The sequence below is a fragment of the Streptomyces sp. NPDC126499 genome (assembly GCF_040302485.1).
GTDB lineage: Bacteria > Actinomycetota > Actinomycetes > Streptomycetales > Streptomycetaceae > Streptomyces.
The window spans coordinates 188903-213096 of the sequence record NZ_JBEOUO010000002.1 but is presented as its reverse complement, the minus strand read 5'-3'; the positions used below and the strand labels follow the sequence as shown (position 1 = coordinate 213096).

At 74.5% G+C, this 24194-nt stretch carries 22 protein-coding genes and 1 pseudogene; 16 read left to right on the top strand and 7 right to left on the bottom strand.

The genetic code is table 11. From position 1 onward, the window contains the following. The first annotated feature begins 132 nt into the window (after positions 1–132). The 4 genes from ABTZ91_RS03670 to ABTZ91_RS03655 all read left to right on the top strand — a co-directional run bounded on the left by ABTZ91_RS03670 (position 133) and on the right by ABTZ91_RS03655 (position 4885). Entirely contained in the window at positions 133–657 is a 525-nt protein-coding gene (locus ABTZ91_RS03670) for a DUF6643 family protein (RefSeq protein WP_352075473.1), read from the top strand. A gap of 37 nt (positions 658–694) precedes the next feature. Then, positions 695–1528 carry an MOSC N-terminal beta barrel domain-containing protein gene (locus tag ABTZ91_RS03665; RefSeq protein WP_352075472.1) on the top strand — a complete coding sequence of 278 codons (834 nt, stop codon included), beginning with the start codon at positions 695–697 and terminating at the stop codon, positions 1526–1528. A gap of 213 nt (positions 1529–1741) precedes the next feature. Further along, on the top strand, positions 1742–2359 hold the full coding sequence (locus tag ABTZ91_RS03660; protein ID WP_352075471.1) for a hypothetical protein: 618 nt from the start codon (positions 1742–1744) through the stop codon (positions 2357–2359). A gap of 120 nt (positions 2360–2479) precedes the next feature. Next, positions 2480–4885 (top strand): right-handed parallel beta-helix repeat-containing protein, encoded by a 2406-nt coding sequence (locus ABTZ91_RS03655; RefSeq protein ID WP_352075470.1) that lies wholly within the window; start codon positions 2480–2482, stop codon positions 4883–4885. Positions 4886–4995: 110 nt separating this feature from the next. Here the strand turns inward: ABTZ91_RS03655 and ABTZ91_RS03650 are convergent, their stop codons facing one another. Further along, the gene (locus ABTZ91_RS03650) at positions 4996–7473 is read right to left on the bottom strand and encodes a hypothetical protein (protein WP_352075469.1); all 2478 of its coding nucleotides are present in this window, start codon (positions 7471–7473) and stop codon (positions 4996–4998) included. A 169-nt stretch (positions 7474–7642) separates the two neighbouring features. Here ABTZ91_RS03650 and ABTZ91_RS03645 point away from each other — a divergent pair, with 169 nt between their 5' ends. The 3 genes from ABTZ91_RS03645 to ABTZ91_RS03635 all read left to right on the top strand — a co-directional run bounded on the left by ABTZ91_RS03645 (position 7643) and on the right by ABTZ91_RS03635 (position 9519). Continuing rightward, positions 7643–8503, top strand: a complete 861-nt coding sequence (locus ABTZ91_RS03645; RefSeq protein WP_352075468.1) for a DeoR/GlpR family DNA-binding transcription regulator — start codon at positions 7643–7645, stop codon at positions 8501–8503. Continuing rightward, positions 8500–8955 carry an SRPBCC family protein gene (locus ABTZ91_RS03640; protein ID WP_352075467.1) on the top strand — a complete coding sequence of 152 codons (456 nt, stop codon included), beginning with the start codon at positions 8500–8502 and terminating at the stop codon, positions 8953–8955. Before ABTZ91_RS03645 ends, ABTZ91_RS03640 begins: the two co-directional genes overlap by 4 nt. 63 nt (positions 8956–9018) lie before the next feature. Next, positions 9019–9519, top strand: a complete 501-nt coding sequence (locus tag ABTZ91_RS03635; protein WP_352075466.1) for an SRPBCC family protein — start codon at positions 9019–9021, stop codon at positions 9517–9519. Here the strand turns inward: ABTZ91_RS03635 and ABTZ91_RS03630 are convergent. Then, on the bottom strand, positions 9479–10597 hold the full coding sequence (locus ABTZ91_RS03630; RefSeq protein ID WP_352075465.1) for a PLP-dependent cysteine synthase family protein: 1119 nt from the start codon (positions 10595–10597) through the stop codon (positions 9479–9481). The genes ABTZ91_RS03635 and ABTZ91_RS03630 overlap by 41 nt on opposite strands. A gap of 221 nt (positions 10598–10818) precedes the next feature. Here ABTZ91_RS03630 and ABTZ91_RS03625 point away from each other — a divergent pair, with 221 nt between their 5' ends. From ABTZ91_RS03625 to ABTZ91_RS03610, 4 genes are all read left to right on the top strand, one after another. Further along, positions 10819–11121, top strand: coding sequence for a hypothetical protein (locus tag ABTZ91_RS03625; RefSeq protein ID WP_407077890.1), 303 nt, complete (start codon positions 10819–10821; stop codon positions 11119–11121). Positions 11122–11413: 292 nt separating this feature from the next. Further along, positions 11414–11965, top strand: a complete 552-nt coding sequence (locus ABTZ91_RS03620; protein WP_352075463.1) for an ATP-binding protein — start codon at positions 11414–11416, stop codon at positions 11963–11965. Between the two features lie 104 nt (positions 11966–12069). After that, complete coding sequence (locus ABTZ91_RS03615; protein WP_352075462.1) at positions 12070–12654, top strand: TetR/AcrR family transcriptional regulator; 585 nt, start codon at positions 12070–12072, stop codon at positions 12652–12654. Between the two features lie 17 nt (positions 12655–12671). Further along, on the top strand, positions 12672–13253 hold the full coding sequence (locus tag ABTZ91_RS03610) for a DUF4865 family protein (protein WP_352075461.1): 582 nt from the start codon (positions 12672–12674) through the stop codon (positions 13251–13253). 6 nt (positions 13254–13259) lie between these two features. On the opposite strand, the gene cpt is transcribed toward ABTZ91_RS03610, so the two are convergent. From cpt to ABTZ91_RS03595, 3 genes are all read right to left on the bottom strand, one after another. Beyond that, a complete protein-coding gene (gene cpt / locus ABTZ91_RS03605) occupies positions 13260–13802 on the bottom strand; it encodes a chloramphenicol phosphotransferase CPT (protein ID WP_352075460.1) in 543 nt (180 codons plus the stop codon). 42 nt (positions 13803–13844) lie between these two features. Then, a complete protein-coding gene (locus ABTZ91_RS03600) occupies positions 13845–14654 on the bottom strand; it encodes a class I SAM-dependent methyltransferase (RefSeq protein ID WP_352075459.1) in 810 nt (269 codons plus the stop codon). Positions 14655–14896: 242 nt separating this feature from the next. Next, a complete protein-coding gene (locus ABTZ91_RS03595; RefSeq protein WP_352075458.1) occupies positions 14897–16132 on the bottom strand; it encodes an ROK family protein in 1236 nt (411 codons plus the stop codon). Between the two features lie 162 nt (positions 16133–16294). Here ABTZ91_RS03595 and ABTZ91_RS03590 point away from each other — a divergent pair, with 162 nt between their 5' ends. Then, positions 16295–17521 (top strand): MFS transporter, encoded by a 1227-nt coding sequence (locus ABTZ91_RS03590; protein WP_352075457.1) that lies wholly within the window; start codon positions 16295–16297, stop codon positions 17519–17521. Between the two features lie 203 nt (positions 17522–17724). Then, positions 17725–18468, top strand: a complete 744-nt coding sequence (locus ABTZ91_RS03585; protein ID WP_352075680.1) for a maleylpyruvate isomerase family mycothiol-dependent enzyme — start codon at positions 17725–17727, stop codon at positions 18466–18468. A gap of 25 nt (positions 18469–18493) precedes the next feature. Here the strand turns inward: ABTZ91_RS03585 and ABTZ91_RS03580 are convergent, their stop codons facing one another. Beyond that, positions 18494–19258 carry a TetR/AcrR family transcriptional regulator gene (locus tag ABTZ91_RS03580; RefSeq protein ID WP_352075456.1) on the bottom strand — a complete coding sequence of 255 codons (765 nt, stop codon included), beginning with the start codon at positions 19256–19258 and terminating at the stop codon, positions 18494–18496. A gap of 369 nt (positions 19259–19627) precedes the next feature. Here ABTZ91_RS03580 and ABTZ91_RS03575 point away from each other — a divergent pair. Continuing rightward, positions 19628–20092, top strand: a pseudogene (locus tag ABTZ91_RS03575) (nitroreductase family deazaflavin-dependent oxidoreductase); the annotation flags it as partial. A 104-nt stretch (positions 20093–20196) separates the two neighbouring features. Here the strand turns inward: ABTZ91_RS03575 and ABTZ91_RS03570 are convergent. Further along, positions 20197–21543 carry a geranylgeranyl reductase family protein gene (locus tag ABTZ91_RS03570; RefSeq protein ID WP_352075455.1) on the bottom strand — a complete coding sequence of 449 codons (1347 nt, stop codon included), beginning with the start codon at positions 21541–21543 and terminating at the stop codon, positions 20197–20199. A gap of 169 nt (positions 21544–21712) precedes the next feature. On the opposite strand from ABTZ91_RS03570, the gene ABTZ91_RS03565 reads away from it, so the two are divergent. Both ABTZ91_RS03565 and ABTZ91_RS03560 read left to right on the top strand, forming a co-directional pair. Then, the gene (locus ABTZ91_RS03565) at positions 21713–23077 is read left to right on the top strand and encodes a dipeptidase (protein ID WP_352075454.1); all 1365 of its coding nucleotides are present in this window, start codon (positions 21713–21715) and stop codon (positions 23075–23077) included. Between the two features lie 84 nt (positions 23078–23161). After that, positions 23162–23854, top strand: a complete 693-nt coding sequence (locus tag ABTZ91_RS03560) for an MBL fold metallo-hydrolase (protein WP_352075453.1) — start codon at positions 23162–23164, stop codon at positions 23852–23854. The last annotated feature ends 340 nt before the right edge of the window (positions 23855–24194 follow it).

Sequence of the window (24194 nt, the reverse complement as noted above, 5' to 3'; positions counted from 1 at the left end):
GGAATTCACAGCCCCTCGCCAAGGGGCTCTTCAACCGCGTTTCAGCAGGTCAGCGAGAGAAAACCTGTCTAAAACGGATGACCCCGAGATTGGGTCTCCCCAACCAGCACATCGTGGGCTTAACTTATGGCCATGACCTCCCCGCGCTCCACCTACGGAGGCGGTTACTACACCGCGCCGTCGTTCCCCGACACCCCGATCTACGACTCCCTCGTCGCAGAACGGGGCACGCCTCAGATCGCCCCGATCCGAGTGCCTTCCGCGTACGACACCCCCAGCGGCTTCTCCGGAAGCAGCGGCCACCTGCCGGCGCTGCCCGCCGCCCTGCCCGCCCTCCCGGCGGCGCCCAGCCCGCAGCCCGCCCCCGCCTACGCCGGCCACACCGGTGGATACGGCTATCCGCAGGCCGCCCCCCAGATGACCCCGGCCGCGCAGATGGCGCCCGTACCGCTGCAGCACACCGGCCCCACCCCGTACATCCCGCAGCAGCCCACCGCCCCGCGCGGCTACCCGGGTCCGCAGGCGCCGCAGCCGCCGCGCCCGATGGCCGGCGGGTACGAGGCGATGCGTCCGGCGGCCCCGCGACCGGCTCCCGCGCCCTCGGGCGCGCCGTACGACGACCCGTACAACCAGCCGTACCAGGGCCGGGGGTACTGACCGTCGGGGACGGCGGAGCGGCTGGCAGGATGAGGGCATGCCGATTCCTGTCTTGCGCTCCGTCCATGTCCATCCGGTCAAGGCACTGCGCGGGTTCGCCCCCGCCGAGGCGGAGGTCCAGCCATGGGGACTGGCCGGTGACCGCCGCTGGACCGTGGTGGAGACCGCGGGCAAGGTCGTGACCCAACGCCAGCACGCACGGCTGGCGTTGGCCTCGGCCGCGCTCCTTGCGGACGGCGGGGTCACCCTGTCCGGCCCCGGCCGCGAGCCGCTCACCGTCGAGGTGCCGAGCCCTTCCGAGGCGAACGGCACGATTCCGGTGGACGTCTTCGGCACGACGGTGGAGGCCGTCCCGGCCGATCCCGCCGCGGACGCGTGGTTCAGCGGCTACCTGGACAGCGAGGTGCGGCTCGTCCACATGGACGACCCGGCCCGGCGCCGGCCCGTCGACCCGGACCATGCCCTGCCCGGCGAGACCGTCAGCTTCGCCGACGGCTATCCGCTGCTCCTCACCACCACGTCCTCCCTGGACGCCCTCAACTCCCTGATCGCCCAGGGCGACCACGCCGACGAGGGTCCGCTTCCCATGAACCGCTTCCGGCCCAACGTCGTCGTCGACGGCACCGCGCCCTGGGCGGAGGACGACTGGCGGCGGCTGTCGATCGGCGACGTGACCTTCCGGGTGGCCAAGTCCTGCGGCCGGTGCGTGGTCACCACCACCGACCAGCTGACGGGCGAACGCGGCAAGGAACCGCTGCGCACCCTGGCCCGGCACCGCAAGGACGGCGGCCGGCTGATCTTCGGGCAGAACCTGGTGCCCGAGCACCCCGGCGTGATCCGGGTCGGCGACCCGGTCAAGATCCTCGACTGACGAGGGGGCGGCCCCCTCCTCTCGTCCGGCCCCCTCCTCTCGTCCGGCCCCTCCCCTCGTCCAGCCCTCCCTCGTCCGGGTGCTTCGTCGATCTCGCGCCCGGTGATTCCCTCCGACAGGCGAGGAACCCACCCCCGGGGCACACTCGTTGGAGGAGCGGAAACCGCCGACGGGCCCTGGGCGGGCCGTCGGCGAGACGAGGGGGTGCGGAGCGTGCGCGCGGCCATCGGACTCTGGCGCTGGCGGCACAACCCCCTGTGCCGGACGACCGACCTGGTCGAGGCCTGGGTGGCCCTGACGGCCGTTCTGCTGCTGTGCCTGGCCGTGCCGCTGGCCGGCTGGGCCGCGGGCACCTCGGCCGACGCCTCGCTGCAGCGTTCCGCGCAGGCCCAGCAGCGGGAACGCGTCCCGACCGTCGCCCGGGTGGTGCGGCCCGCCGACACCGGGGAGGCCAGGCCGTCGGGGCAGCGGACCGTCGAGACCTCCGGGGAGCGGCGGCTCAGGCCCGCCGTCGTGGCCTCCTGGACCGCCCCCGACGGCACCCCGCGGACCGGCACCGTGACCACTCGGCGCGAGCTCGCCGACCCCGGTGACCACTTCCCGCTGTGGACGGACCGGACGGGGCGGGCCGTGACCCCGCCGATGCATCCGGAGACGGCCCGGACGCACGCGCTGATCGCCGGCCTCACCGTGGCGCTGCTCTCCGGACTCCTGGTCGAGTCCGCCAGGCGGATGGTCGTCCACCGGCTGACGCGGCGGCGGTACGCACGTCTCGACCGCGCCTGGGCCGAGGTCGGTCCGGACTGGGGTCGTACGGGCACGGGCAGCTGACGGCGTAGCGGGAGGGTTGCCGACCCGTCAACCCGGCGGCGCCGCGCGCGCTACGGTGGGGCAGCGGATCCTGGATCCGGGTTTCAGCGTCGACGCACGAGGCGGGGGCAGAGCACACCCATGGCACAGGGCACGGTCCAGGTGACGCACACCGGCACGTCGCGGTGGCGGCGCCGCACGGGCGAGTACGCCTCCCTCGCCGCCGCCCTGGAGGCCGCGGGCGACGGAGACGTCCTCACCGTGGCCCCCGGCACCTACCGGGAGAACCTCGTCGTCCGGCGCGCCGTCACCCTGCGGGGCGGCGACGGCCCGGTGCGGATCGCGCCCGCCGACGGTGTGCCGTTGACCGTACGGGCCTCGGCGACCCTGCGGGACCTGCACATCGAGGGGCAGGACGCGGCGGCTCCGGCGCTGCTCGTCGAGGACGGCACGCCCGAACTGCTCGACGTGCGGATCGTGACCCGCTCGGCCGCCGGCCTGGAGGTGCGCGGCGCGGCCCGGCCCACGGTCCGTCGCTGCACGGTCGACAATCCGGCCGGCGTCGGCATCGCCGTACTCGACGGCGCGGGCGGGGTGTTCGAGGAGTGCGAGGTCGTGGCCGCCGGCCAGTCCGGGATCTCGGTGCGCGGCGGGGCCCACCCGCGCCTGGAGCGGTGCCGGGTGCACCACGCCTCCGGCGCCGGGATCACCGTCAACGGCGAGGGCAGCGGCCTGGAGGGCATCGGCTGCGAGGTGTACGAGATCAAGGGCTCCGGTCTGCAGATCGCCGCGCGGGCCACCGCCCACCTCAGCGACTCCGCCGTGCACCGCACCTCGGCCGACGGCATCACCCTCGACACCGACGCGGTGCTCACGCTGTCCGACTGCGACATCCACGACATCCCCGAGAACGCCGTGGACCTGCGCTCGCGGTCGGTGCTCACGCTGACCCGTTCGACGGTACGGCGGTTCGGGCGCAACGGGCTTTCCGTGTGGGACCCGGGGACCCGGGTGGACGCCAACCAGTGCGAGATCCACGACAGCACCGGTGACTACCCGGCCGTCTGGGTCAGCGACGGGGCGACGGCGGTGCTCGAATCCTGCCGGGTGCACGACGTGCCCGACGCCCTGTTCGTGCTCGACCGGGGTTCGCGCGCCGACGTCGTCGACAGCGATCTGTCGCAGGTCCGCAACACGGCCGTGTCGGTGAGCGACGGGGCGACCGCGCAGCTGGACGACTGCCGGATCCGGGAGGCGTCCACGGGCGCGTGGTTCCGTGACCACGGCAGCGGCGGCACGCTGGGCGGCTGCACCATCGACGCCGTGCAGACCGGTGTCATCGTCACCAAGGGCGCCGACCCGACGATCGAGCGGTGCACGGTCACCTCCCCCGCCGAGGCCGGGTTCTACGTGTCGGCGGAGGGCCGCGGCTCCTTCCACGGCTGCCGGGTCACGGGCAGCGGCGGCTACGGCTTCCACGTGATGGACGGCTGCCGGACGATCCTGCGCCAGTGCCGTACGGAGCGGTGCGCGCGCGGCGGTTACGAGTTCCCGGAGGAGGGGCCGGTCGCCGAGGACTGCACCAGCGACGAGAGCCAGGTGCGGGCCGGGGCCCCGGAGAGCTCGATGCTGACGGCCACCCGGCCGGGCGGGCTGCTCGGCACCCTGCCCGTGCCCCGCTCCCCCGCCGTGACGCCGGCCGCGGTGCCGGTCCCGGCGCCGGAGCCGCCAGCCGCCCGTTCCTCGCAGGAGGTGCTCGGCGAACTGGACGCCCTGGTGGGCCTGGAGAGCGTCAAGCACGAGGTGCGCACGCTCACCAACATGATCGAGGTGGGCCGCCGGCGTCAGGAGGCCGGGCTCAAGGCGGTCTCGGCCCGGCGCCATCTGGTCTTCACCGGCAACCCGGGGACGGGCAAGACGACGGTGGCCCGGCTGTACGGGGAGATCCTCGCGTCCCTCGGGGTGCTGGAGCGCGGTCATCTGGTGGAGGTGTCCCGGGTCGACCTGGTCGGCGAGCACATCGGCTCGACGGCCATCCGCACCCAGGAGGCCTTCGACCGGGCGCGCGGCGGTGTCCTGTTCGTGGACGAGGCGTACGCGCTGTCCCCGGAGGACTCCGGGCGGGACTTCGGCCGGGAGGCCATCGACACGCTCGTGAAGCTGATGGAGGACCATCGGGACGCGGTCGTGGTGATCGCCGCCGGTTACACGGCGGAGATGGAGCGCTTCCTGACGGTCAACCCGGGTGTGGCGTCGCGTTTCTCACGGACCATCACCTTCTCCGACTACGCGCCGGAGGAGCTGTTGCGGATCGTGGAGCAGCAGGCGGAGGAACACGAGTACCGACTGGCGCCGGGCAGTGCCGAGGCGCTGGTGAAGTACTTCACCGAGCTGCCGAAGGGGCCGACGTTCGGCAACGGGCGGACCGCGCGGCAGACGTTCGAGTCGATGGTGGAGCGGCACGCGGGCCGGGTCGCCGCGCTCGCCGAGCCGAGCACGGACGACCTGACCCTGCTCCATCCGGAGGACCTGCCCGAGCTGCCCTGAAGCGGTACTTCCGGGAGCGGGGCCTACAGGGGCGGGGCTACTGAAGCGGACCTCCCTGGAGCGGGGCTTTCCGGCACGGGTCCTCCTGAAGCGGGGCCTCCTGAGCGGGCCTATGGGAGCGGGGCTTGCCGGGGCGCGGTTTCCTGGCGCGGTATGTCCGGGAGCTGCGGCTCGTCGTCGCGCTGGCGCGGCAGCGCGGGCGGCAGCCGGTCGAGGAGCGCCGAGCGGGCGTCGGCGAAGGCCGGGTCGGCCTGGTAGTCGGAGTGGCCCAGGATCGGTTCGGGCAGCGGGTGCCGGCGGGTGCGTCCGTACGCGACGGGGTCGAGCAGCTCGTCCCGGTCGACGGCCGGGCGGTCGCCCTCGGCGGGGACCCGTACGGGACCGCCGATGGGGTCGGTGGAGCGGTACAGGTTGCTCCAGCAGTGCACGGTCCGGTGCAGGTCGCGCAGGGAGGCGGGGCCGAAATAGGCGGGGAACCAGCGCCCGTAGAGACGTTCGAGCGGCGAGCCGTACGTGAGGAGGGCGACCCGGCCGCGGGTGGCGGGCGGCAGCTGCCAGACCGCCGCGGCGGCGAGGACGCTGCCCTGGGAGTGGCCGGAGATGACGAGGCGCCCGCCGGTCTGCCGGGTCCAGGAGCTCATCCGCCAGGTGAGGTCGGGGACGGCCCGCTCGGCGTAGCAGGGCGGGGCGAAGGGGTGGGCGGCGCGCGGCCAGAAGGTGCCGACGTCCCACAGGATGCCGATGGTGCGGCGCGCGGAGGCGTCCTTGTAGGCGCGGCGGCCCCAGGTGACGAAGAGCAGGAAGCCGAAGCCGATCATCCAGGAGCCGAGGGCCTGGGCGGCGGTGGCGGCCGAGGCGATCGCCGGGTGGGCGCCGTCGAAGGCCCGCCCGGGGACGTTGTCGCTGGCCCAGGCGCCGGCGACGGAGGCGGCGCCGAGGAGCAGGGTGGCGCCGGAGACGACGCCGACGAGGACGGGTGCCGCGTCGGTGAGCCCGGCGCGGGCCCGGCTCGCCGCGATCTGGCCGGTGCGCAGCCGGTCGGGGTCCTCGGTGCCGTAGTCGGCGTCGACGACCGGGCGGAGGCGGCGGGCGGCGAGGACGGTGCGGGCGACGAGCAGGGCGCTCGGTATGAGGAGGAGCAGGAGGAGGACCGGGATCACGGAGGCCTGCCAGCTGAGCAGGACGGGCGGCCCGGTGATGAGCCCGTCGCCGGTGCCGGGGGTGCCCGGCCCGTCGAGCCAGTCCGCGACCCGTTGGGCGACGCCGCCGGACATGACGCCGCCGAGGGCGCAGGCCAGCATGGCGACGGCGGGGCCGCCGAGCCCGTACAGGGCGGTGCGGGGGTGGCGGCGAGGGCGGTGCAGGAGCAGGGCGACCACGCCGAGGGCGACGACGAGGCCGCCCTGGACGAGGGTGAGGACGCCGAAGACGGTGTCGCCGGGCAGGGTGCCGGAGGAGCGCCAGCCGGGGCGGGCCCAGGCGGTGTGGACGGCGGTGAGCGCGAGCAGCAGCAGGGCGGTGGCGGGCAGCCAGGAGACGACGGCGCGTTCGATCCTCAGGTCCAGCCGGTGCTCGCTGCGGCCCCGGCGGCAGACCACCCAGAGCACGACGGCGGCGAGCACGCCGATGCCGCTCTGGACGGTCCAGCCGATCGCCTCGCGCGCCGAGTCGGCGAGGGCCCGCTGGTCGTGCCCGGCGGCCGCCCCGGAGAGGGCGGCGGCGACCGTGAGGAACCCGGCGGCGGTGTGCGCGGCGCGCAGCCGGGCGACGAGCCGGCGCCCGTACCAGAAGCCGGGCCGGCCGAGCGCGGGCCTCAGCTCGGTGGGGGCCTCGCTGTCGGCGGCCTCCGTGTCGACGGGGGCGACGGGGGCGGCGGTGGTGGCGGGGGCGGCGGGCGCTTCGGCGGCCGGGGTGCCGGGTGCCGGAGCGTCGGGTGTCGCCGGGTCGGTCTCGTAGCCGGTCGGCGGGCGCTGCGCCTCGTAGGCGCTCCAGGTGCGGTTGGACAGGTACCAGAGGAGTCCGACGAGGGCGGTGGGGACGAGGGCGGCGAGCGCGAGGCGGCGGCCGGGCTGCGACCACCAGCCGGCGCGCTCGGCGGACAGGAAGCCGAGCCAGGACCGCTGCCCGGCGCAGGGGCCGGAGCCCGCGCACTGCCAGGCCGTCAGGTCGAGCGCGACCTCGCAGGCGGCCGCGGTCAGCAGCACGGTGAGGCTGAGCGCGACGAGCCGGACGAGGACGCCGTAGAGCCGTACGAGCCCGGCGTGGCCCTCGGTGGCCGGGCGCATCCAGTGGGCGAGGTTGGCGACCATGAAGGGCAGGAGCAGCAGCCACAGGGCGCGGGTCCCGTTGCCGGAGGTCAGGTTGGACCAGCAGTACGCCTCGGGGACGGGCCGGTCGGCGTACCGCTCGGGGTGGTCCTCGGCGTCGACGTCGTCCCTGCGGCGGTGCATCGCGGCGGTCCGGTCGCCGGTGACCCGTACCGTGCGCGGGTCGTCCAGCATGTCGGCCGCGGTGGCTCCGCCCACGCCGTGGACGAGCAGTTCGAGCGCCGCACCCCCGCTCTTCGGGTCGGGTGTGGCAGGGGACACTTCGGGGACTCGCTCTCTGGGTGGGAGGATGCGACGGCGGGCACCAGGATCGCGGACGGCCGCGCCGCACGGCGCGGTCCTCACCGAATCCGACGTCCCTCTACGCCTTTACCCCTTCATCCAGTTCCTCAGTTCCCCAGTTCCCCTTCGGAAAGGACCGGCCCCGGCGGTGAGTGACAATCAGAACCTCCTCGCGGAACAGCGGCGCGCCCTGATTCTCGACGAGGTGCGCCGGCGCGGTGGTGTACGGGTCAACGAGCTGACGCGCCGTCTCAAGGTGTCCGACATGACGGTGCGCCGGGACCTGGACGCGCTCGCGCGGCAGGGCGTCGTGGCCAAGGTGCACGGCGGCGCGGTGCCGGTGGTCGAGGCGAGCACGCACGAGCCGGGCTTCGAGGCGAAGTCGGCGCTCGCGCTGGGCGCCAAGGAGGAGATCGCCCGGGCCGCCGCCGCGATGGTGCGGCCCGGCACGGCCATCGCCCTTTCGGGTGGCACGACGACGTACGCGCTGGCCCGGCATCTGCTGGAGGTGCCGGACCTGACGGTGGTGACGAACTCGGTCCGGGTCGCGGACGTCTTCTACGAGGCGCAGTACGCGGGCTCGGGCGGCGAGGCCCGGCCGGGGGCGGCGACGGTGGTGCTCACCGGCGGGGTGCGGACGCCGTCGGACGCCCTGGTCGGCCCGGTGGCCGACCAGGCGATCCGCTCGCTGCACTTCGACGCGCTGTTCCTCGGGGTGCACGGCATCTCGGTGGAGGCCGGGTTGTCGACGCCGAACCTGGCGGAGGCCGAGACCAACCGGCGGCTGGTGCGTTCGGCCCGCCGGGTGGTGGTGGTCGCGGACCACAGCAAGTGGGGGACGGTGGGCCTGAGTTCCTTCGCGACGCTGGAGGAGGTGGACACGCTGGTGACGGACGGCGGCCTGTCGCCGCGGGTGCGCGAGGAGATGGCGGAGCATCTGCCGGGCCTGGTGGTGGCGGGAGAGGAACCGGCCGACGGCGAGGGCGAGGGCGAGGAGGACGCGGAGTGAGCCGGTTCCGCGTCGAGCGGGCGGTGCCGCTGCCGCCCGCCGAGGTGTGGCGGCGGATCACGGACTGGCCGGCGCACGGCGCGCGGATCCCGTTCACCACGACCACCGTGCTCACGGAGGGGCCGAACGGGGTGGGCACCCGCTTCTCGGCGCGGACGGGTGTGGGGCGGCTCGCCTTCGACGACCCCATGGAAGTGGTGCGTTTCGATCCGCCGGTGGCGGGCCGGCCGGGTGTGTGCCGGCTGGTGAAGCGGGGGCGGGCGGTGCGGGGTTCGGCCGTCTTCGAGGTGACGGGCGGCGAGGGCGGCTCGGGGAGCCGCGTGGTGTGGGTGGAGGAGCTGCGGCTGCGCGGTGTGCCGGCCGCGCTCGATCCCGTATTGGCCGTGGCGGGACGGCTGTTGTTCGGACGGGCACTGGACGGACTTCTGGGCAAGGACGCGACCGTCGGCTAGGGTGTGCGCTTCGCTCGGTCCCGCCCCCACGGAGTCCCACGAGTCCCCACGGAGGTACGGTCCATGGCACGCCGACTGAGGCCGGTGGAGCTCGACTTCCTCGCGTCCGCTCCCGTCCGTCTGGTGTTCTCGGCGCAGGTGGCGGCCCCGCCCGCCGCCGTCTACCGCTCGCTCGCGGTGGAGGTGGGCAGCTGGCCCGCGTGGTTCTCGGCGGTCAGGTCCGCCGCCTCCAGCGGCGAGGGGGCGGGGCGGACGATCCGGCTGCGCGGCGGGGTCTTCTTCGAGGAGACGGTCATGGCGGCCGACCCGGAGGCGCGCTACGCCTACCGGGTCGACGCGACCAACGCGCCGGGCGTCACGGCGCTCCTGGAGGAGTGGGCCCTCTCCCCCGCCGCGGGCGGCACCCGGGTGCGGTGGACGATGGCGGCCGACGGCAGTCGCCCCTTCGCCGTGGGACTGCGGCTCGCGCGGCCCGGGATGGGCCTGTCCTTCCGGGACGCGGTCCGCCGCCTGGACCGGCGGCTCACTCCGGCCAGACACCCGTCGCCAGGAACCGGTCGATAGCGGCGGTGTAGGGCGCGATGTCGAGGCCCTGGGAGGCCAGCCAGTCGTCCGAGTAGTACTTGTCGAGGTAGCGCTCGCCCGGGTCACAGATCAGGGTGACGACGCTTCCCGTACGGCCCGCGGCGACCATCTCGGCGACGATCTTCAGCGCGCTCCACAGTCCGGTGCCGGTGGATCCGCCGGCCTTGCGGCCGATCGCGGCCTCCAGGGCGCGGACGGCGGCCACGCTCGCCGCGTCGGGCACCTTCATCATGCGGTCGATGGCGCCGGGGACGAAGCTCGGCTCCATCCGGGGGCGGCCGATGCCCTCGATGCGGGAGCCGCGGTCGGAGGTGGCGTGCGGGTCGCCCTGCGTCCAGCCGTCGAAGAAACAGGAGTTCTCCGGGTCGGCGACGCAGATGCGGGTGTCGTGCTGCATGTAGTGCACGTAGCGGGCGATGGTCGCCGACGTGCCGCCGGTGCCCGCCGTGGCGACGATCCAGGCGGGCTCCGGGTACCGCTCCAGCCTCAGCTGCTGGTACATCGACTCGGCGATGTTGTTGTTGCCGCGCCAGTCGGTGGCCCGCTCGGCGTAGGTGAACTGGTCCATGTAGTGGCCCCCGGTGCGCTCGGCGAGCGCGGCGGCCTCCTCGTACATGGTGCGCGAGTCGTCGACGAAGTGGCACTGACCGCCGTGGAACTGGATGAGCCGGCACTTCTCCGGGCTGGTGGTGCGGGGCATGACGGCGATGAAGGGGACGCCGATCAGCTTGGCGAAGTACGCCTCGGAGACCGCGGTCGAGCCGCTGGAGGCCTCGATGACGGGCGCGCCGGGGCGGATCCAGCCGTTGCACAGGCCGTAGAGGAAGAGCGAGCGGGCGAGCCGGTGCTTGAGGCTGCCGGTGGGGTGGGTCGACTCGTCCTTGAGGTAGAGGTCGATGCCCCAGCTCTCGGGGAGCGGGAAGCGCAGCAGGTGGGTGTCGGCCGAGCGGTTGGCGTCGGCCTGGACCTTGCGGACGGCCTCCTTGAGCCAGGACCGGTAGGCGGGGTCGCTGCGGTCGACGTCGACGGTGGCCATGGGGCTGTCGATGGTGGTCATGCGTGCGTGCCTCTTCTCATGGTGCCCACGGGGGTGGCCCGCTGCCGGGTGCCCACTGCCCGACGATACCGCTCTCACCTGGGCAAACGTTCCCTTTGAGGGTCCATAGGAGTGCCTTGCACCCGGCCCTTCTGGTGCCGGTGGCGGGCGCCCGGCACACTGGGGGGGAGGCAGTCTGCGCGAAGGGGGCGGAGTCCATGTCGGAGGTCACCTCGGATCCCATGCCCGAGCCCGTGTCGGAACCCACGTCCGAGCCCGACTTCATGGCCACGGGGGTGCGGATCGACCGCTGGCCCCGGTCGTTGACCCGGGCGGGCGAGGTCCGCATCGAGGACGGGCGCCTCTCCCTGCTGACGAGTTACGGCAGCGAGATCGACAGCGCCCCGCTGGGCACGGTCCGGACGGGCCGGCCGTGGTTCGCGAAGCCGGACGAGGCGGTGGCGACGGTGAACGGCACGCGCTACCGGATCTCGGGCTCGGGACGCCTCCTCGAAGCGCTCCAGAAGGCGACCGACGGTCACTGAGCGGCCCTGCCCGCGATACTTTCCCGGGCACGGACGGGGGCATCGACCCGGCACTGATCCGGAGCGCCCGCCGGTTCGGCGCGCGGTCGGTTCGCGCTGCGGCTCGCGACACACCGCTGACCTGCGGCGGGTCGCCGCGAGTTGCGGGGCGGTCACCACTGGTTCAGGCTGGAACCACCTCACCGAGGGTTGACCGGCGGTGACGCTGTGATCACAGCCCGCCGCCCTGCCACACCGTATGACAGATCCGAATCTCCGTCTTCTTCCGGACCCACTTCGGGGAGTCGCAGCCGTGATCAGTGAACCCAGCAGGTACTGCACGGTGGAGCTCCAGGCCCTGCCGTCGCGGATCGGACAGGTCCGCAGAATCATTTCGGCGCACTTGCGTCACTGGCAGGTCGACGCGTTGATCGACCATGCCACGCTCGGTGTCACCGAGCTTCTGACGAATGTGCACCTCCACGCACAGCCCGACAAGACGTGCACGGTCGAGGTCGAGCTGCTGCTCGACCGGCTGACCGTCTCCGTGCGGGACAACGACCCGCGACTGCCGGACCTGTGCGAAGCGCGCGGGGACGGCGACGAGTTCGCCACCTCCGGACGCGGCCTCGCCATCATCCAGGCGATGAGCGAGAGCTGGGGAGCCCGCCCCCACGGCGACTCCGGCAAGGTCGTCTGGTTCACCCTCCAGGCCCCTGCCTCCTGCCTCGCCCCGCCCCCGCGCGAGCGCGCCGTGTACGGCGCCACCACCACGGGCCCCTTCACCGACCGCCCGCTGGAGACGATCCGCTTCGGCGTCCCGGACGAGCCGCTGCGCGCACCGGCGGTGGCACAGTCGGCCTGACGCACCGGCGCACGCGGCCGCCCGGCTTCGCGCGTACGACGGAGGGAGCAGGCACGCCTCGCATGCCTGCTCCCTCGGTTCTCCGGCGCTGTGTACCTACTGGTATGTACAGTGGAACCATGAGCGCCAACGCGTCCGAGCGACTGATCGAGGCCACCCGCTCCCTGCTGTGGGAGCGCGGCTACGTCGGCACCAGCCCCAAGGCGATCCAGCAGGCGGCCGGGGCCGGGCAGGGCAGCATGTACCACCACTTCAGCGGCAAGCAGGACCTCGCCCTCGCCGCGATCCGGCGGTCCGCCGAGGAGATGCGGGCCGCCGCTGAGCGGGTGCTCGGCGGGGAGGGGTCGGCGTACGGGCGGATCGAGGCGTATCTGCTGCGCGAGCGGGACGTGCTGCGCGGCTGCCCCGTCGGGCGGCTCACGATGGACCCCGAGGTCGTCGCGGACGACGAGCTGCGCGCGCCGGTGGACGAGACGCTGGACTGGCTGCGCGGGCGGCTCGCCGGGATCGTCCAGGAGGGTCTGGACAGCGGGGAGTTCGGCGGCCCCCTGCGGGCGGAGGAGATCGCCTCGGCCGTCGTCGCGACCGTCCAGGGCGGCTATGTCCTCGCCCGCGCCTCCGGCTCCCCCGCCGCCTTCGACGCCGCCGTACGCGGCCTGCTCGCCCTGCTGACCCCGCGCACCCCGTGACCCGAGGAGCCCGAACCGTGCACGCCATGCAGTACGACATCACCCTGCCCGCGGACTACGACATGGGGATCATCCGCAAGCGGGTGGCGACCCGCGGCCATCTCCTCGACGACTTCCCGGGCCTCGGCCTCAAGGCGTACCTGATGCGGGAACGCGAGGACGGCTCACCGGTCAACCAGTACGCGCCGTACTATCTGTGGGCCGACCCGGCGGGGATGAACGCCTTCCTGTGGGGCCCCGGCTTCCAGGGCATCGTCCGCGACTTCGGCCGACCCGCCGTCCAGCACTGGACGGCGCTCGCGTACGACGAGGGCCCGGCGGCCTCCGCGGCGCCCCGGGCCGCCACCCGGCGCCGGCGGCCGCTGCCCGAAGGAGCCGCGCCGGCCGACGCGGTCGCGGAGGCGCTGGACCGGCACACGCGTGAGGCGGCGGCGGACGGGGTGGTGGCGAGCGCCCTCGCCGTCGACCCGCGTCACTGGGAACTGCTGTCCTTCACCCTGTGGGCGGCTCCGGAACCGCAGGACGAGGGCGAGCACTTCCAGGTCCTGCACCTGTCGGCGCCGGGACGCGGGCGGTTGCGTCCGGGACGGCTGTGGTGAGCCGGGTCAGCGGACGACGCGGGCGGCGATGAGGCGGGCGCACTCCAGGGCCTCGGTACGGGTGGTGTCGACCTCCAGGTCGTAGACGACGCCCTGGTGGACCAGGTCCGCCTGCTGGGCGGCCATGCCCGAAGTGCGGTCGCCCCGGGCGATCTCCCGGCCGGAGGCGACCGCGCTGTCACACCGGACGCCGACCCACAGCACGTCCGCGTCGAGGTCGCCGAGGGCCTTGCGCCAGCGTTCCTGCGAGGCGGGACCGCCGAGGAAGACGTCGTCGACGACGATCCTGGCGCCGGCGCGGGCCATCGTCACGATGCCCTCCGTCCAGGCCGCCTCCAGCGTCCGGAAGTCCTCCCCGACGCTCACCCCGCCGTCGTCCGCGAACACGATCCCCTCGTCCGAGGAGCGCATCGCGGCGGGCAGCGCGTCCACGAAGGAGTCGCAGCCGAAGGCGAGCCAGGGGTCGGGGAGCACGGCTTGCAGACACCGTACGATCCCGGACTTCCCGGCACTGGAACCGCCGTTGAGGATGATCATCTTTGTGGCCATCGCGTCACCGTAGGCGGCCGGCGGCGGGTCATCAACCGCTTTTCAGCCGACCGGCACCAGGGTGAGGTAGGCGATGCCGAGGATCTGGCGGTAGCCCAGCCAGGCCGCGCGCTGACGGTCGACGCGCGCGCGGGTCTCGGCGGCGAGCGGATGGTCCGGGTGGGCGGCGAGCCAGAGCTCGGTGGCGTGGCGGTAGCCCGACTCGAACTCCTCCCACTCCTCCGGGCTCGCCGTCTCCACCCACGCGGGCCGGAAGCCGGTCTCGATCGCGAGGTCCACGAGGGCGTCCAGCGGAAGGTGGTCGTCGGCGTGGGCGCCGGGCCACATCCGGGTGAGCTCCGCGTCGGTGGGGGTGCGCTGCCAGAAGCCCTCGCCGAGCAGGACGCGGCCGCCGGGCCGTACCAGCCGGCGCAGTTCGCGCAGCACGGCGGCCGGATCGTACGGGCCCTCCGGGTCGCACAGCGCCTGTCCGGAGCCGAGGCACAGCACGGTGTCGGCGGGGCCGCGGGTGGTGGCGAGCGCGGACTCCTCGGCGTACTCGACGCGTTCGGCGAGGCCGCGTGCGGCGGCGAGGCGGCGGCCGAGGGCGAGGTCCTCGCCGTTGATGTCGATGCCGAGGCCCTGGGCTTCGGGGACGGCGGCCAGGAGGCGCAGCAGCAGTTCGCCCCAGCCGCAGCCGATGTCGAGGACGGTGCGGGGCGAGGCGTCGGCGAGGCGCGCGACGATCCGGCCGGCCCGGGCCTCCGACAGCGGGCCGTGGAAGGTGAGTCCGGCGCCGAGGGGCGGCGGGTCGGTGGGGGGTGCGGCGGCCGTGGCCGTACCGGATGCGAGGGTGGCGCTCGGATCGATCATGTGACCGGACCCTAGTCGGCACGGGCCGTCGCGCCCAGCGCTTTACGCCGGACCTGGTCGGCGGGGCCGCACGAACCCTGGTCGCCGCAGGCCGCCCCGCCCAGCGCCGCGAGCCGGACCGGGGCCTGGTCGGCCCTGGCCGTACCGCCCGGTGCTGCGCGGACCGTCGCGCCGGGCGCTGCGAGCCGGACCGGGTCCTGGTCGGCCCTGGCCGTACCGCCCGGTGCTGCGCGGGCCGGGCCCTACTCGGCCCCGGCCCTGCCCCCCAGCGCCGCGAGGGGGTCGTCGAGGACCGGCTGCCAGGCGAGTTCGGCGGCGCCGACCAGGCTGTTGTGGTCGAGGGTGCACGGCAGGATCGGAACGCCGCCGCTGCGGCCCCACAGGCTGCGGTCGGCGACCACGGCCCGCAGCCGGTCGGGGTCGGCGCCCAGGAGCTCGCGGTGCAGGCCGCCGAGGATGATCCGGTCCGGGTTGAGGATGTTGACGAGGCCGGCCAGACCGAGGCCGAGCCGGTCGATCAGCTCTTCGGTCGCGGCCCGCACGCCCGGGTCGTCGGGGTGGTCGCGCAGCAGGTCACGGGCCTGCTGAAGGAGGGAGACCTCGGGGCCCGGCTCGCGGCCGGCGACGGTGAGGAAGGCGAGCGGATCGGTCTCGACGTCGAGGCAGCCGCGCGAGCCGCAGTGGCAGGGGCGGCCCTCGGGGTTGACGGTGAGGTGCCCGACCTCCAGGGCCAGGCCCGAACTGCCGGTGTGCAGGCGGCCGTCCAGGACGAGCGCGCCGCCGACGCCACGGTGGCCGGTGGCGACGCAGAGCAGGTCCTTCGCACCGCGTCCGGCGCCGTGCCGGTGCTCGGCGAGGGCGGCGAGGTTGACGTCGTTGCCGGTGAAGGCGGGGCCCTCGATCCCGGCGGCGCGGACCTGCTCGGCGAAGATCTCGCGGACCGGCGCGCCGGCGGGCCAGGCCAGGTGCAGCGGGTTGAGCGCGGTGCCCTCGGGCTCGGCGACGGCGGAGGGCGCGGCGAGCCCGGCTCCGACGCAGTGCCGTCCACTGGCGCGCAGCAGCGCGGCGCCGGCCTCGACGACGGCGCCGAGGACCTGCGCGGGGTCGGCGGAGACGGTGACGCAGCCGGGGGCGGTGGCCTCGATGGTGCCGCCGAGGCCGACGAGCGCGGCGCGGAAGCCGTCGGCGTGGACCTGGGCGGCGAGCGCGACGGGGCCTTTCTCGGCGACCGCGAGGCGGTGCGAGGGCCGGCCCTGGGAGCCGGCGGCGGCACCGGGGTTGGAGTCGACGCGGATGAGGCCGAGCGCCTCCAGTTCGGCGGCGACGGCTCCGGCGGTGGCACGGGTGACGCCGAGCTCGGCGGTGAGCACGGCCCGGGTGGGCGCCCTGCCCGTGTGCACCAGTTCCAGCGCGGGGCCGAGGGCGCTGCGCCCCCTGTCCAGCCGTGTCCGCGTCGCCGTCGTCGCCTTGCCGTTCATGGGGCCGAGTCTCCCATGATCGGCAGGTCCCGGGTCGCCCCCGCCCGGCTTCGGCCGGGACCCGGCCCTCGTCGTCCGGATCCGGCGCCGTGCGCGCCCACCGACGCCGTACGGGCGGACGACGGGTTGAAACCGTCCGGCGGAGGCCCCTATCCTGAGTTTGTGCCGCTACTAAACAAAGTACGGACGGCCGCATCGGGGGAATCCCGCGGAGACACCGCCTCCCTCCCCCTGTCCCGCCTCCGCCTCGCCCTGACCCTGTTCTTCGCGCTCGACGGCTTCCTCTTCGCCGGCTGGGTGGTCCGCATCCCGGCCATCAAGCAGCAAACCGGCGCCTCCGCCGGCGATCTCGGACTCGCCCTGCTCGGCGTCTCCGCCGGTGCCGTCGTCACCATGACGCTCACCGGACGCCTCTGCCGCCGCTACGGCAGTCACCCCGTCACCGTCGCCACCGCCGTCCTGCTCTCGCTCTCCCTGGCCCTGCCGCCACTCACCCGCTCCCCGCTCTCCCTGGGGCTCGTCCTGCTGGTGTTCGGCGCCGCCTACGGCGGCATCAACGTGGCGATGAACAGCGCCGCCGTCGACCTCGTCACCGCCCTGCGCCGGCCGGTGATGCCGAGCTTCCACGCCGCCTTCAGCCTCGGCGGCATGCTGGGCGCCGGGCTCGGCGGCCTGGTCGCCGGGATCCTGTCGCCCACGGCGCACCTCCTCGGCCTCACCGGGGCCGGACTCCTCCTGACGGCCGCCGCGGGGCCCGTACTCCTGCGCCACCCCTCCCCCGCCCCGCCCGAGTCGGTCCCGGCGGAGCCGGCCGGCCCCGCGGACCCGCCCGCCGCGCCGACCGCCGGCCATCGCCGCACGGTGCTCCTCTTCGGCGTGATCGCGCTCTGCACGGCGTACGGGGAGGGCGCGCTGGCCGACTGGGGCGCCCTGCACCTGGCGCAGGACCTGCACGCGCACCCGGGCGTGGCGGCCGCCGGATACTCGCTGTTCGCGCTGACCATGACCGCGGGACGGCTCTCGGGCACCGCCCTGCTCGAACGGCTCGGCCAGACCCGCACCCTGGTCGCGGGCGGTCTCACCGCCGCCGCCGGCATGCTGCTCGGGGCGCTCGCCCCGACGGTGTGGGCCGCCCTGCTCGGCTTCGCCGTGACCGGCCTCGGCCTCGCCAACATCTTCCCCGTCGCCGTCGCCCGCGCCGGCGCCCTCGCCGGACCGGGCGGGGTCGCGACCGCCTCCACCCTCGGCTACGGCGGCATGCTGCTCGGACCGCCGTCCATCGGCTTCCTCGCCGACTGGTTCTCGCTGCCGGTGGCCCTCACGACCGTCGCCGTCCTCGCCGCCGGCGCGGCCGTGATGGGCTACGCCGCCCGTCCCGCCCGTGGGTAGGGGGCGGGCCGGCGCCCCCGGTTCGTAGCCACGGGCCCCACCCCGCCACGCCCTTGGGCAGCGGGCGGGCCGGCGCCCCGACGTCGTAGGCCACGGGCCCAAGTCGGCCAAGCCCTTGGCCAACGGGTGGGCCGGTGCCCCGGCTTCGTCGGCCACGGGCCTGAAGTCGGGGGCAGGGAGCCATAATCCGGTTCATGGACACCCTGAGCATCGACGCCCACATCGACGCACTCGACACCGCGGGCAAGGCACTCCTGGAGGCCGCGGCGGCGGCCGGGCCGGACGCCGAGGTCCCGACCTGCCCGGGCTGGCGGGTCCGCGACCTGCTGCGGCACACCACGATGGTCCACCGCTGGGCCACCGCCTTCGTCGCCGAGGGGCACACCTCCTACCACCCCGACGGCGGCGAACCCGACCTCGACGGCGACGCGCTCCTGTCGTACGTACGCGACGGGCACGCCCGCCTGGTCTCCGCCCTGCGGGAGGCGCCCGGGGACCTGGAGTGCTGGACCTTCCTGCCGGCGCCGTCGCCGCTCGCCTTCTGGGCCCGGCGCCAGGCGCACGAGACGACCGTGCACCGGGCCGACGCCGAGTCCGCGCTGGCCGCCGGACCGGGCCCGGTGGACCCGCGGCTCGCCGCCGACGGCGTCGACGAACTCCTGCGTGCCATGCACGGCCGCGACCGCAGCCGCGTCCGCACACCCGAGCCGCGCACGCTGCGGGTGCGCGCCACCGACACCGGTGACGTGTGGACCGTACGGCTGTCGCCCGAGGCGCCCCGGACCCGCACCGACGCGGAGGGCCCGGCGGACTGCGAGCTGAGCGGCCCCGCCGACCTGCTCTACCTGACGCTGTGGAACCGGCTGCCGCAGGAGGCCGTGACCGTGACCGGCGACGCGTCCCTGGCCCGGCTGTGGCGGGAGAACTCCGCGATCACCTGGTCGTAGACCGGGCGCGTGGGGCGGGCCGAGGTCAGGGCTTGGGCTTGGGCCTGGGCCTGGGCCTGGGGCTGGGCTTGGGCCTGGGCTTGGGGCTGGGCTTGGGGAGCAGGCCGACCTCGCGGCCGAGGCGTTCGGCGGCGGTGGTGAAGAAGGCGTCGCGGTCCTCGACGATCCGGTTGAACTGGCCGAAGACCTCGAAGGAGACCACTCCGAAGAGCTGGGCCCAGGCGAAGACCAGGGCGACGGCGAGGGCCGGCGGGAGGTCCGGCGCCAGGTCGGCGGCGAGCCGTTCGGCCTCGGGGTGCAGGGGGGCCGGGAGCGGCGGCAGGGCGATGCCCTGGTCGCGGTAGGCGGCGCGGGCGATGGAGACGAGGAGGAGGCCGACGCGCGAGGCGGGGGCGACGGTGTCCCGGGGCGCGGTGTAGCCGGGGACCGGGGAGCCGTAGATGAGCGCGTACTCGTGGGGGTGCTCGACGGCCCAGGCGCGAACGGCGCGGCAGACGGCGGTCCAGTGGGCGAGGTGGTCGCCGGGCGCCGCCGTCTCGGCCGTGGCGTGGGCCCGTTCGGCGGCGGCGCCGACGGCATCGTAGGCGTCGATGATGAGCGCGGTCAGGAGGTCGTCGCGGCTCGGGAAGTAGCGGTAGAGCGCGGAGGAGACCATGCCGAGCTCGCGGGCCACGGCGCGCAGGGAGAGTTTGGCGGCACCCTCGGCGGCGAGCCGGCGGCGGGCCTCGTCCTTGATGGCGGCGGTGATCTCGATCCGGGCGCGGGCGCGGGCTCCTTGAACGGCGGTCATGGAGAGCAGTGTGCCATGCCTGGAGCACCGCTCTTAAGAGAGATCGGTGTTCGAAAGAGAGATCGGTGTTCGCAGGAGAGATCGGTGCTCTTGCTTGGGAGCACCGATCCGTGCACACTGGACCCAACCGAGAGCAGTGCTCACACTTCAGAGCAGCGCTCCACCCATCCATCCGGAGGCCCGATGTACGCCGCCACCACCCCGCAGCCGCCCACCGGTCCCGTCAACCCCACCAACACCACCGCCCCCGTCGGCCCGGGCAGCCCGGCCGGTCCCCCGAGCCCCACCGAGCCTGCCCATCCCACCAGCCGCACCAGTCCCGCTGGCCCCACAAGCGCCACCGCCCCCACCGCCCCCGCCGGCCCCCTCCACGTCCTCAAGCCCGGCTGGTTCACGGTCAACGTCCTCAACCGGGCCGTCGCCTGGGTGACCCGCCGGGGCATCAGCGTCTGGGGCTCCCGAGTGCTCGCCGTACGCGGCCGCAAGAGCGGCGAATGGCGCCGCACCCCCGTCAACGTGCTGACGGTGGACGGCGCCCGCTACCTGATCGCCCCGCGCGGCCACGTCCAGTGGACCCACAACATGCGGGCGGCGGGCGGCGGTGAGCTGCACCTCGGCAGGCAGGTGGAGCCGTTCACCGCCATCGAGGTAGCGGACGACGACAAGCCCGTACTGCTCCGCGCCTACCTCAAGCGCTGGAAGGCGGAGGTCGGCGTCTTCTTCCAGGGCGTCGGACCGGACTCCACGGACGCGGAGCTGCGCGCCATCGCGCCCAGGCACCCGGTCTTCCGGATCACCACCACCCGGATCACCACCGCGCCCCCGAACGCCTGAGGGCGGCACGGAGATCCTCCGCACCGCCCCCAGGAGCCACGCCTCGACCGTCGCCAGGCACGCCCCAGGCTGCCCCGGTGAGGCCCAGGCCGCCCCAGTACGCCTCAGGACGCCTCGGGCGCGCCGTCCTCCTTGCGCGGCGCGACACCCCGCCCCACCGGGCCCACGCCCGCCGAGGTGTCGATCCGGCGGTCCAGCAGGTCGAGGGCGCGGTGGGCGAGGCCGTTGCCACGGACCAGGCCGGCCAGGGTCGTCGCACCGCGCGTGATGTCCGTGAACGCCCGCCACGCGGGCCGCAGTCCCGTGATCGCCGCGTGCAGCAGACCGGGCCGCCGCTCGAACACGGCGAGCATCCGGCGTCCCACGGCCATCTCCACACCGAGGCCGGCCTTGATGGCGAAGGCGTAGTTGAGCGCCTGCCGGCGCGCGTCCACCGCGTCGCCCGCCTCGGCGATCCGGACCGCCCACTCGCCCGCGAGCCGCCCCGAGCGCAGGGCGAAGGAGATGCCCTCGCGCGTCCACGGCTCCAGGAGGCCGGCCGCGTCGCCGCAGACCAGGACCCGGCCGCGGGAGAGCGGGGAGTCGTCGGTGCGGCAGCGGGTCAGGTGCCCGGACGAGATCGCCGGTTCGAAGCCGGCAAGACCGAGCCGGGCGATGAAGTCCTCCAGATAGCGCTTGGTGGCCGCGCCCTCGCCGCGCGCCGAAATGACGCCGACGGTCAGCGTGTCGTCCTTGGGGAACACCCAGCCGTAACTGCCCGGCAGCGGGCCCCAGTCGATGAGGACCCGGCCCTTCCAGTCCTCGGCCACCGACGGCGGCACGGGGATCTCCGCCTCCAGACCGAGGTCGACCTGGCCGAGCTTGACGCCGACGTGCGCGCCTATCCGGCTCGCGCTGCCGTCGGCACCGATCACGGCGCGGGCCAGCACGGTCTCCCCGTCGGCGAGGACGACGGCGACGGTCCGGCGGTCCGGCACGGCCGGGCCGTGCTGTTCGACCCGCGTGACGGTGACTCCGGTGCGCAGCTCGGCGCCCGCCTTCTGGGCGTGCTCGACGAGCCGGGCGTCGAACTCGGGCCGGTTGACGAGACCGAACAGCATCCGCCGGGAACGGCGGGTGCGGGCGAAGCGGCCCTGGTGGGAGAAGGTGACGGCGTGCACGCGGTCCTGGAGGGGCAGTTCGAAGCCGGGCGGCAGCGCGTCGCGCGACGGACCGATGATCCCTCCGCCGCAGGTCTTGTAGCGGGGGAGCTCGGCCTTCTCCAGGAGCAGGACCCGGCGTCCGGCGACGGCCGCCGCGTACGCCGCGGAGGCGCCGGCGGGCCCGGCGCCCACCACGACCACGTCCCAGACGGAGCTCCCGTCCGGGGCCGCCGCCCCCGATGCGGCCTCCGCGGACCCTTCGGTCCCTTCGGCCTCTGCCGCTCCGGCGTCTGCGTTCTCGCTGCTCACGATGTGCTTCTGCTCCTGATCCGACCGGTCGTTCCTGCTCTGCACGCATCCTACGGCTCGGTAGCGGGGCCCGGCCGTGTCGCCCTGCGCCGTAGGATCGGCCATGCGTTCGCCGTACAACCGAACACGGCGTCGTCCTGACAACGTCGCACCCACCAGGAGCGTGCCCATGACCGCGAATCCGATCGCCGAGACCGTCGCATCCCTGATGCCCCGTGCCAAGGCGGAGCTGACGGAGCTGGTGGCCTTCCAGTCGGTCGCGGACGAGGCCGTCGCCCCCCGCAGCGAGTGCGAGGCCGCCGCGAACTGGGTGGCGGACGCGCTGCGCGCCGAGGGCTTCGAGGAGGTGGCGCTGCTGGACACCCCGGACGGTTCGCAGTCGGTGTACGGCGTGCTGCCCGGCCCGGCCGGCGCCCCGACCGTCCTGCTGTACGCGCACTACGACGTGCAGCCGATGCTGGTCGAGTCGGCGTGGGTGACGCCGCCGTTCCAGCTGACCGAGCGGGAGGACGGCCGCTGGTACGGGCGCGGCGCGGCCGACTGCAAGGGCGGCTTCATCATGCACCTGCTCGCGCTGCGCGCCCTGAAGGCGAACGGCGGGGTGCCGGTCACCGTCAAGATGATCGTGGAGGGCTCGGAGGAGCAGGGCACGGGCGGTCTGGAGCGTTACGCGGAGGCGCACCCCGAGCTCCTCGCGGCGGACGCGATCGTCATCGGCGACGCGGGCAACTTCCGGGTCGGTCTGCCGACCGTGACGGCGACGCTGCGCGGCATGACGATGATCCGGGTGACCATCGACACGCTGCAGGGCAACCTGCACTCGGGGCAGTTCGGCGGGGCCGCGCCGGACGCGCTGGCGGCGCTGATCCGCGTACTGGACTCGCTGCGGGCGGAGGACGGTTCGACCGTCATCGACGGGCTGCCGGCGGACGCGGTGTGGGAGGGCCTGCAGTACCCGGAGGCCGACTTCCGCAAGGACGCGAAGGTGCTCGACGGGGTGGAGCTGCCGGGCAACGGCACGGTCGCCGACCGCATCTGGGCGCGGCCCGCCGTGACGGTCATCGGCATCGACGCCCACCCGGTGGCGGGCGCGACGCCGTCGATCCCGGCGACGGCCCGCGCGCAGATCAGCCTGCGCGTGCCGCCCGGCCAGGACGCGGCGAAGGCCACGGAGCTGCTGTACGCGCACATCGAGAAGCACACGCCGTGGAACGCGCGGGTCAGCCTGGAGCAGGTGGGCCAGGGCCAGGCGTTCCAGGCGGACACGTCGAGCCCGGCGTACGTCTCGATGGCGGAGGCGATGAAGGTCGCCTACCCGGGCGAGGAGATGCAGACGGCGGGCATGGGCGGCTCGATCCCGCTGTGCAACACGCTGGCCACGCTCTACCCGGAGGCGGAGATCCTGCTGATCGGCCTGAGCGAGCCCGACGCGCAGATCCACGCGGTGAACGAGTCGGTGTCGCCGCAGGAGCTGGAGCGGCTGTCGGTGGCGGAGGCGCACTTCCTGCTGAACTACGCGCGCTCGAAGGCCTGATGGTGGCACGGTCACGCTCTGGGCGGAACTCGCCCAGAGCGTAGACCGGGCCGGAAAGGGGTGCCGGGCACGTACGTTCACGGCATGGACTTCGTAGAGATCACTCCTCGCCTGCACATGCTGCGTTTCCCGATCGGCCAGGCCTATCTGTGGCGCGACGGCACCGGGGACGACCCGGAGCTGACCCTGATCGACGCGGGCTGGGCGGGCGCGGCCGACGAGATCGCGTCGGGGCTGCGCGGGGCCGGCCTCGACCCGTCCCGCATCCGGCGGATCGTACTCACCCACTGCCACCGCGACCATGTGGGCGCGGCCGGGGAGCTCGCGGACCGCTTCGGTGCCGAGATCCTGGCGCACGCGCTGGACGCCCCGGTGATCCGGGGTGAACTCCCGGTCCCGGAACCGGACCTGCTCGACTGGGAGCGGCCGCTGTACGCCCACGGGCTCACCGTCCCGGAGGCGCCGCCGACCCGGGTGGACCGGGAGGTCGGGGACGGCGAGCCGCTCGGCTTCGGCGACGGCGCCGTGGCCCTGCACACCCCCGGCCACACGCCGGGCTCGCTCGCGGTCCATCTCCCGCGCCACGGCGTGCTGTTCACCGGCGACACGGTGGCGTCGGTGCCGGACGTGATGTTCGGCGTGTTCCACGTGGACCGCGCCGAGGCCCTGTCCTCGATGCGCCGGCTCGCCGGGCTGCGGCCGTCGGTGCTGTGCTGCGGCCACGGCGATCCGGTGACCGTCGACACGGCGGAGCGGCTGGCGAAGGCGGCGAGCTAGGAACTGCCCGGCCGGTCATGTGACCGGACCGTGCTCGGGTCGCCCCGTGTGGCCCTGGGGCGGGGTGATCCGAGGGGTGCCGAGTGGTCGACGCCACCGCGTACGGCCCGCTCGTCCCTCCTGCCGGGTTGCCGGGTCCCGGCAGTATGCCCCGCGGGAGCCTGCCGCGCTCTGCCCGTGCGCAGCACCTGGTGGTGCACCATCATGAGGGCTCGGCCGCACGGAGCCGAGGCGTTGCGACGTGGTCCGTCCGCCGGGTCGCCGCCGCACGTGTGCGACGGCGACCGTGCACCGACCTGCCCGGGCAGCCTCGCCCCCCTGGGGCGGCCTTGACCAGCGG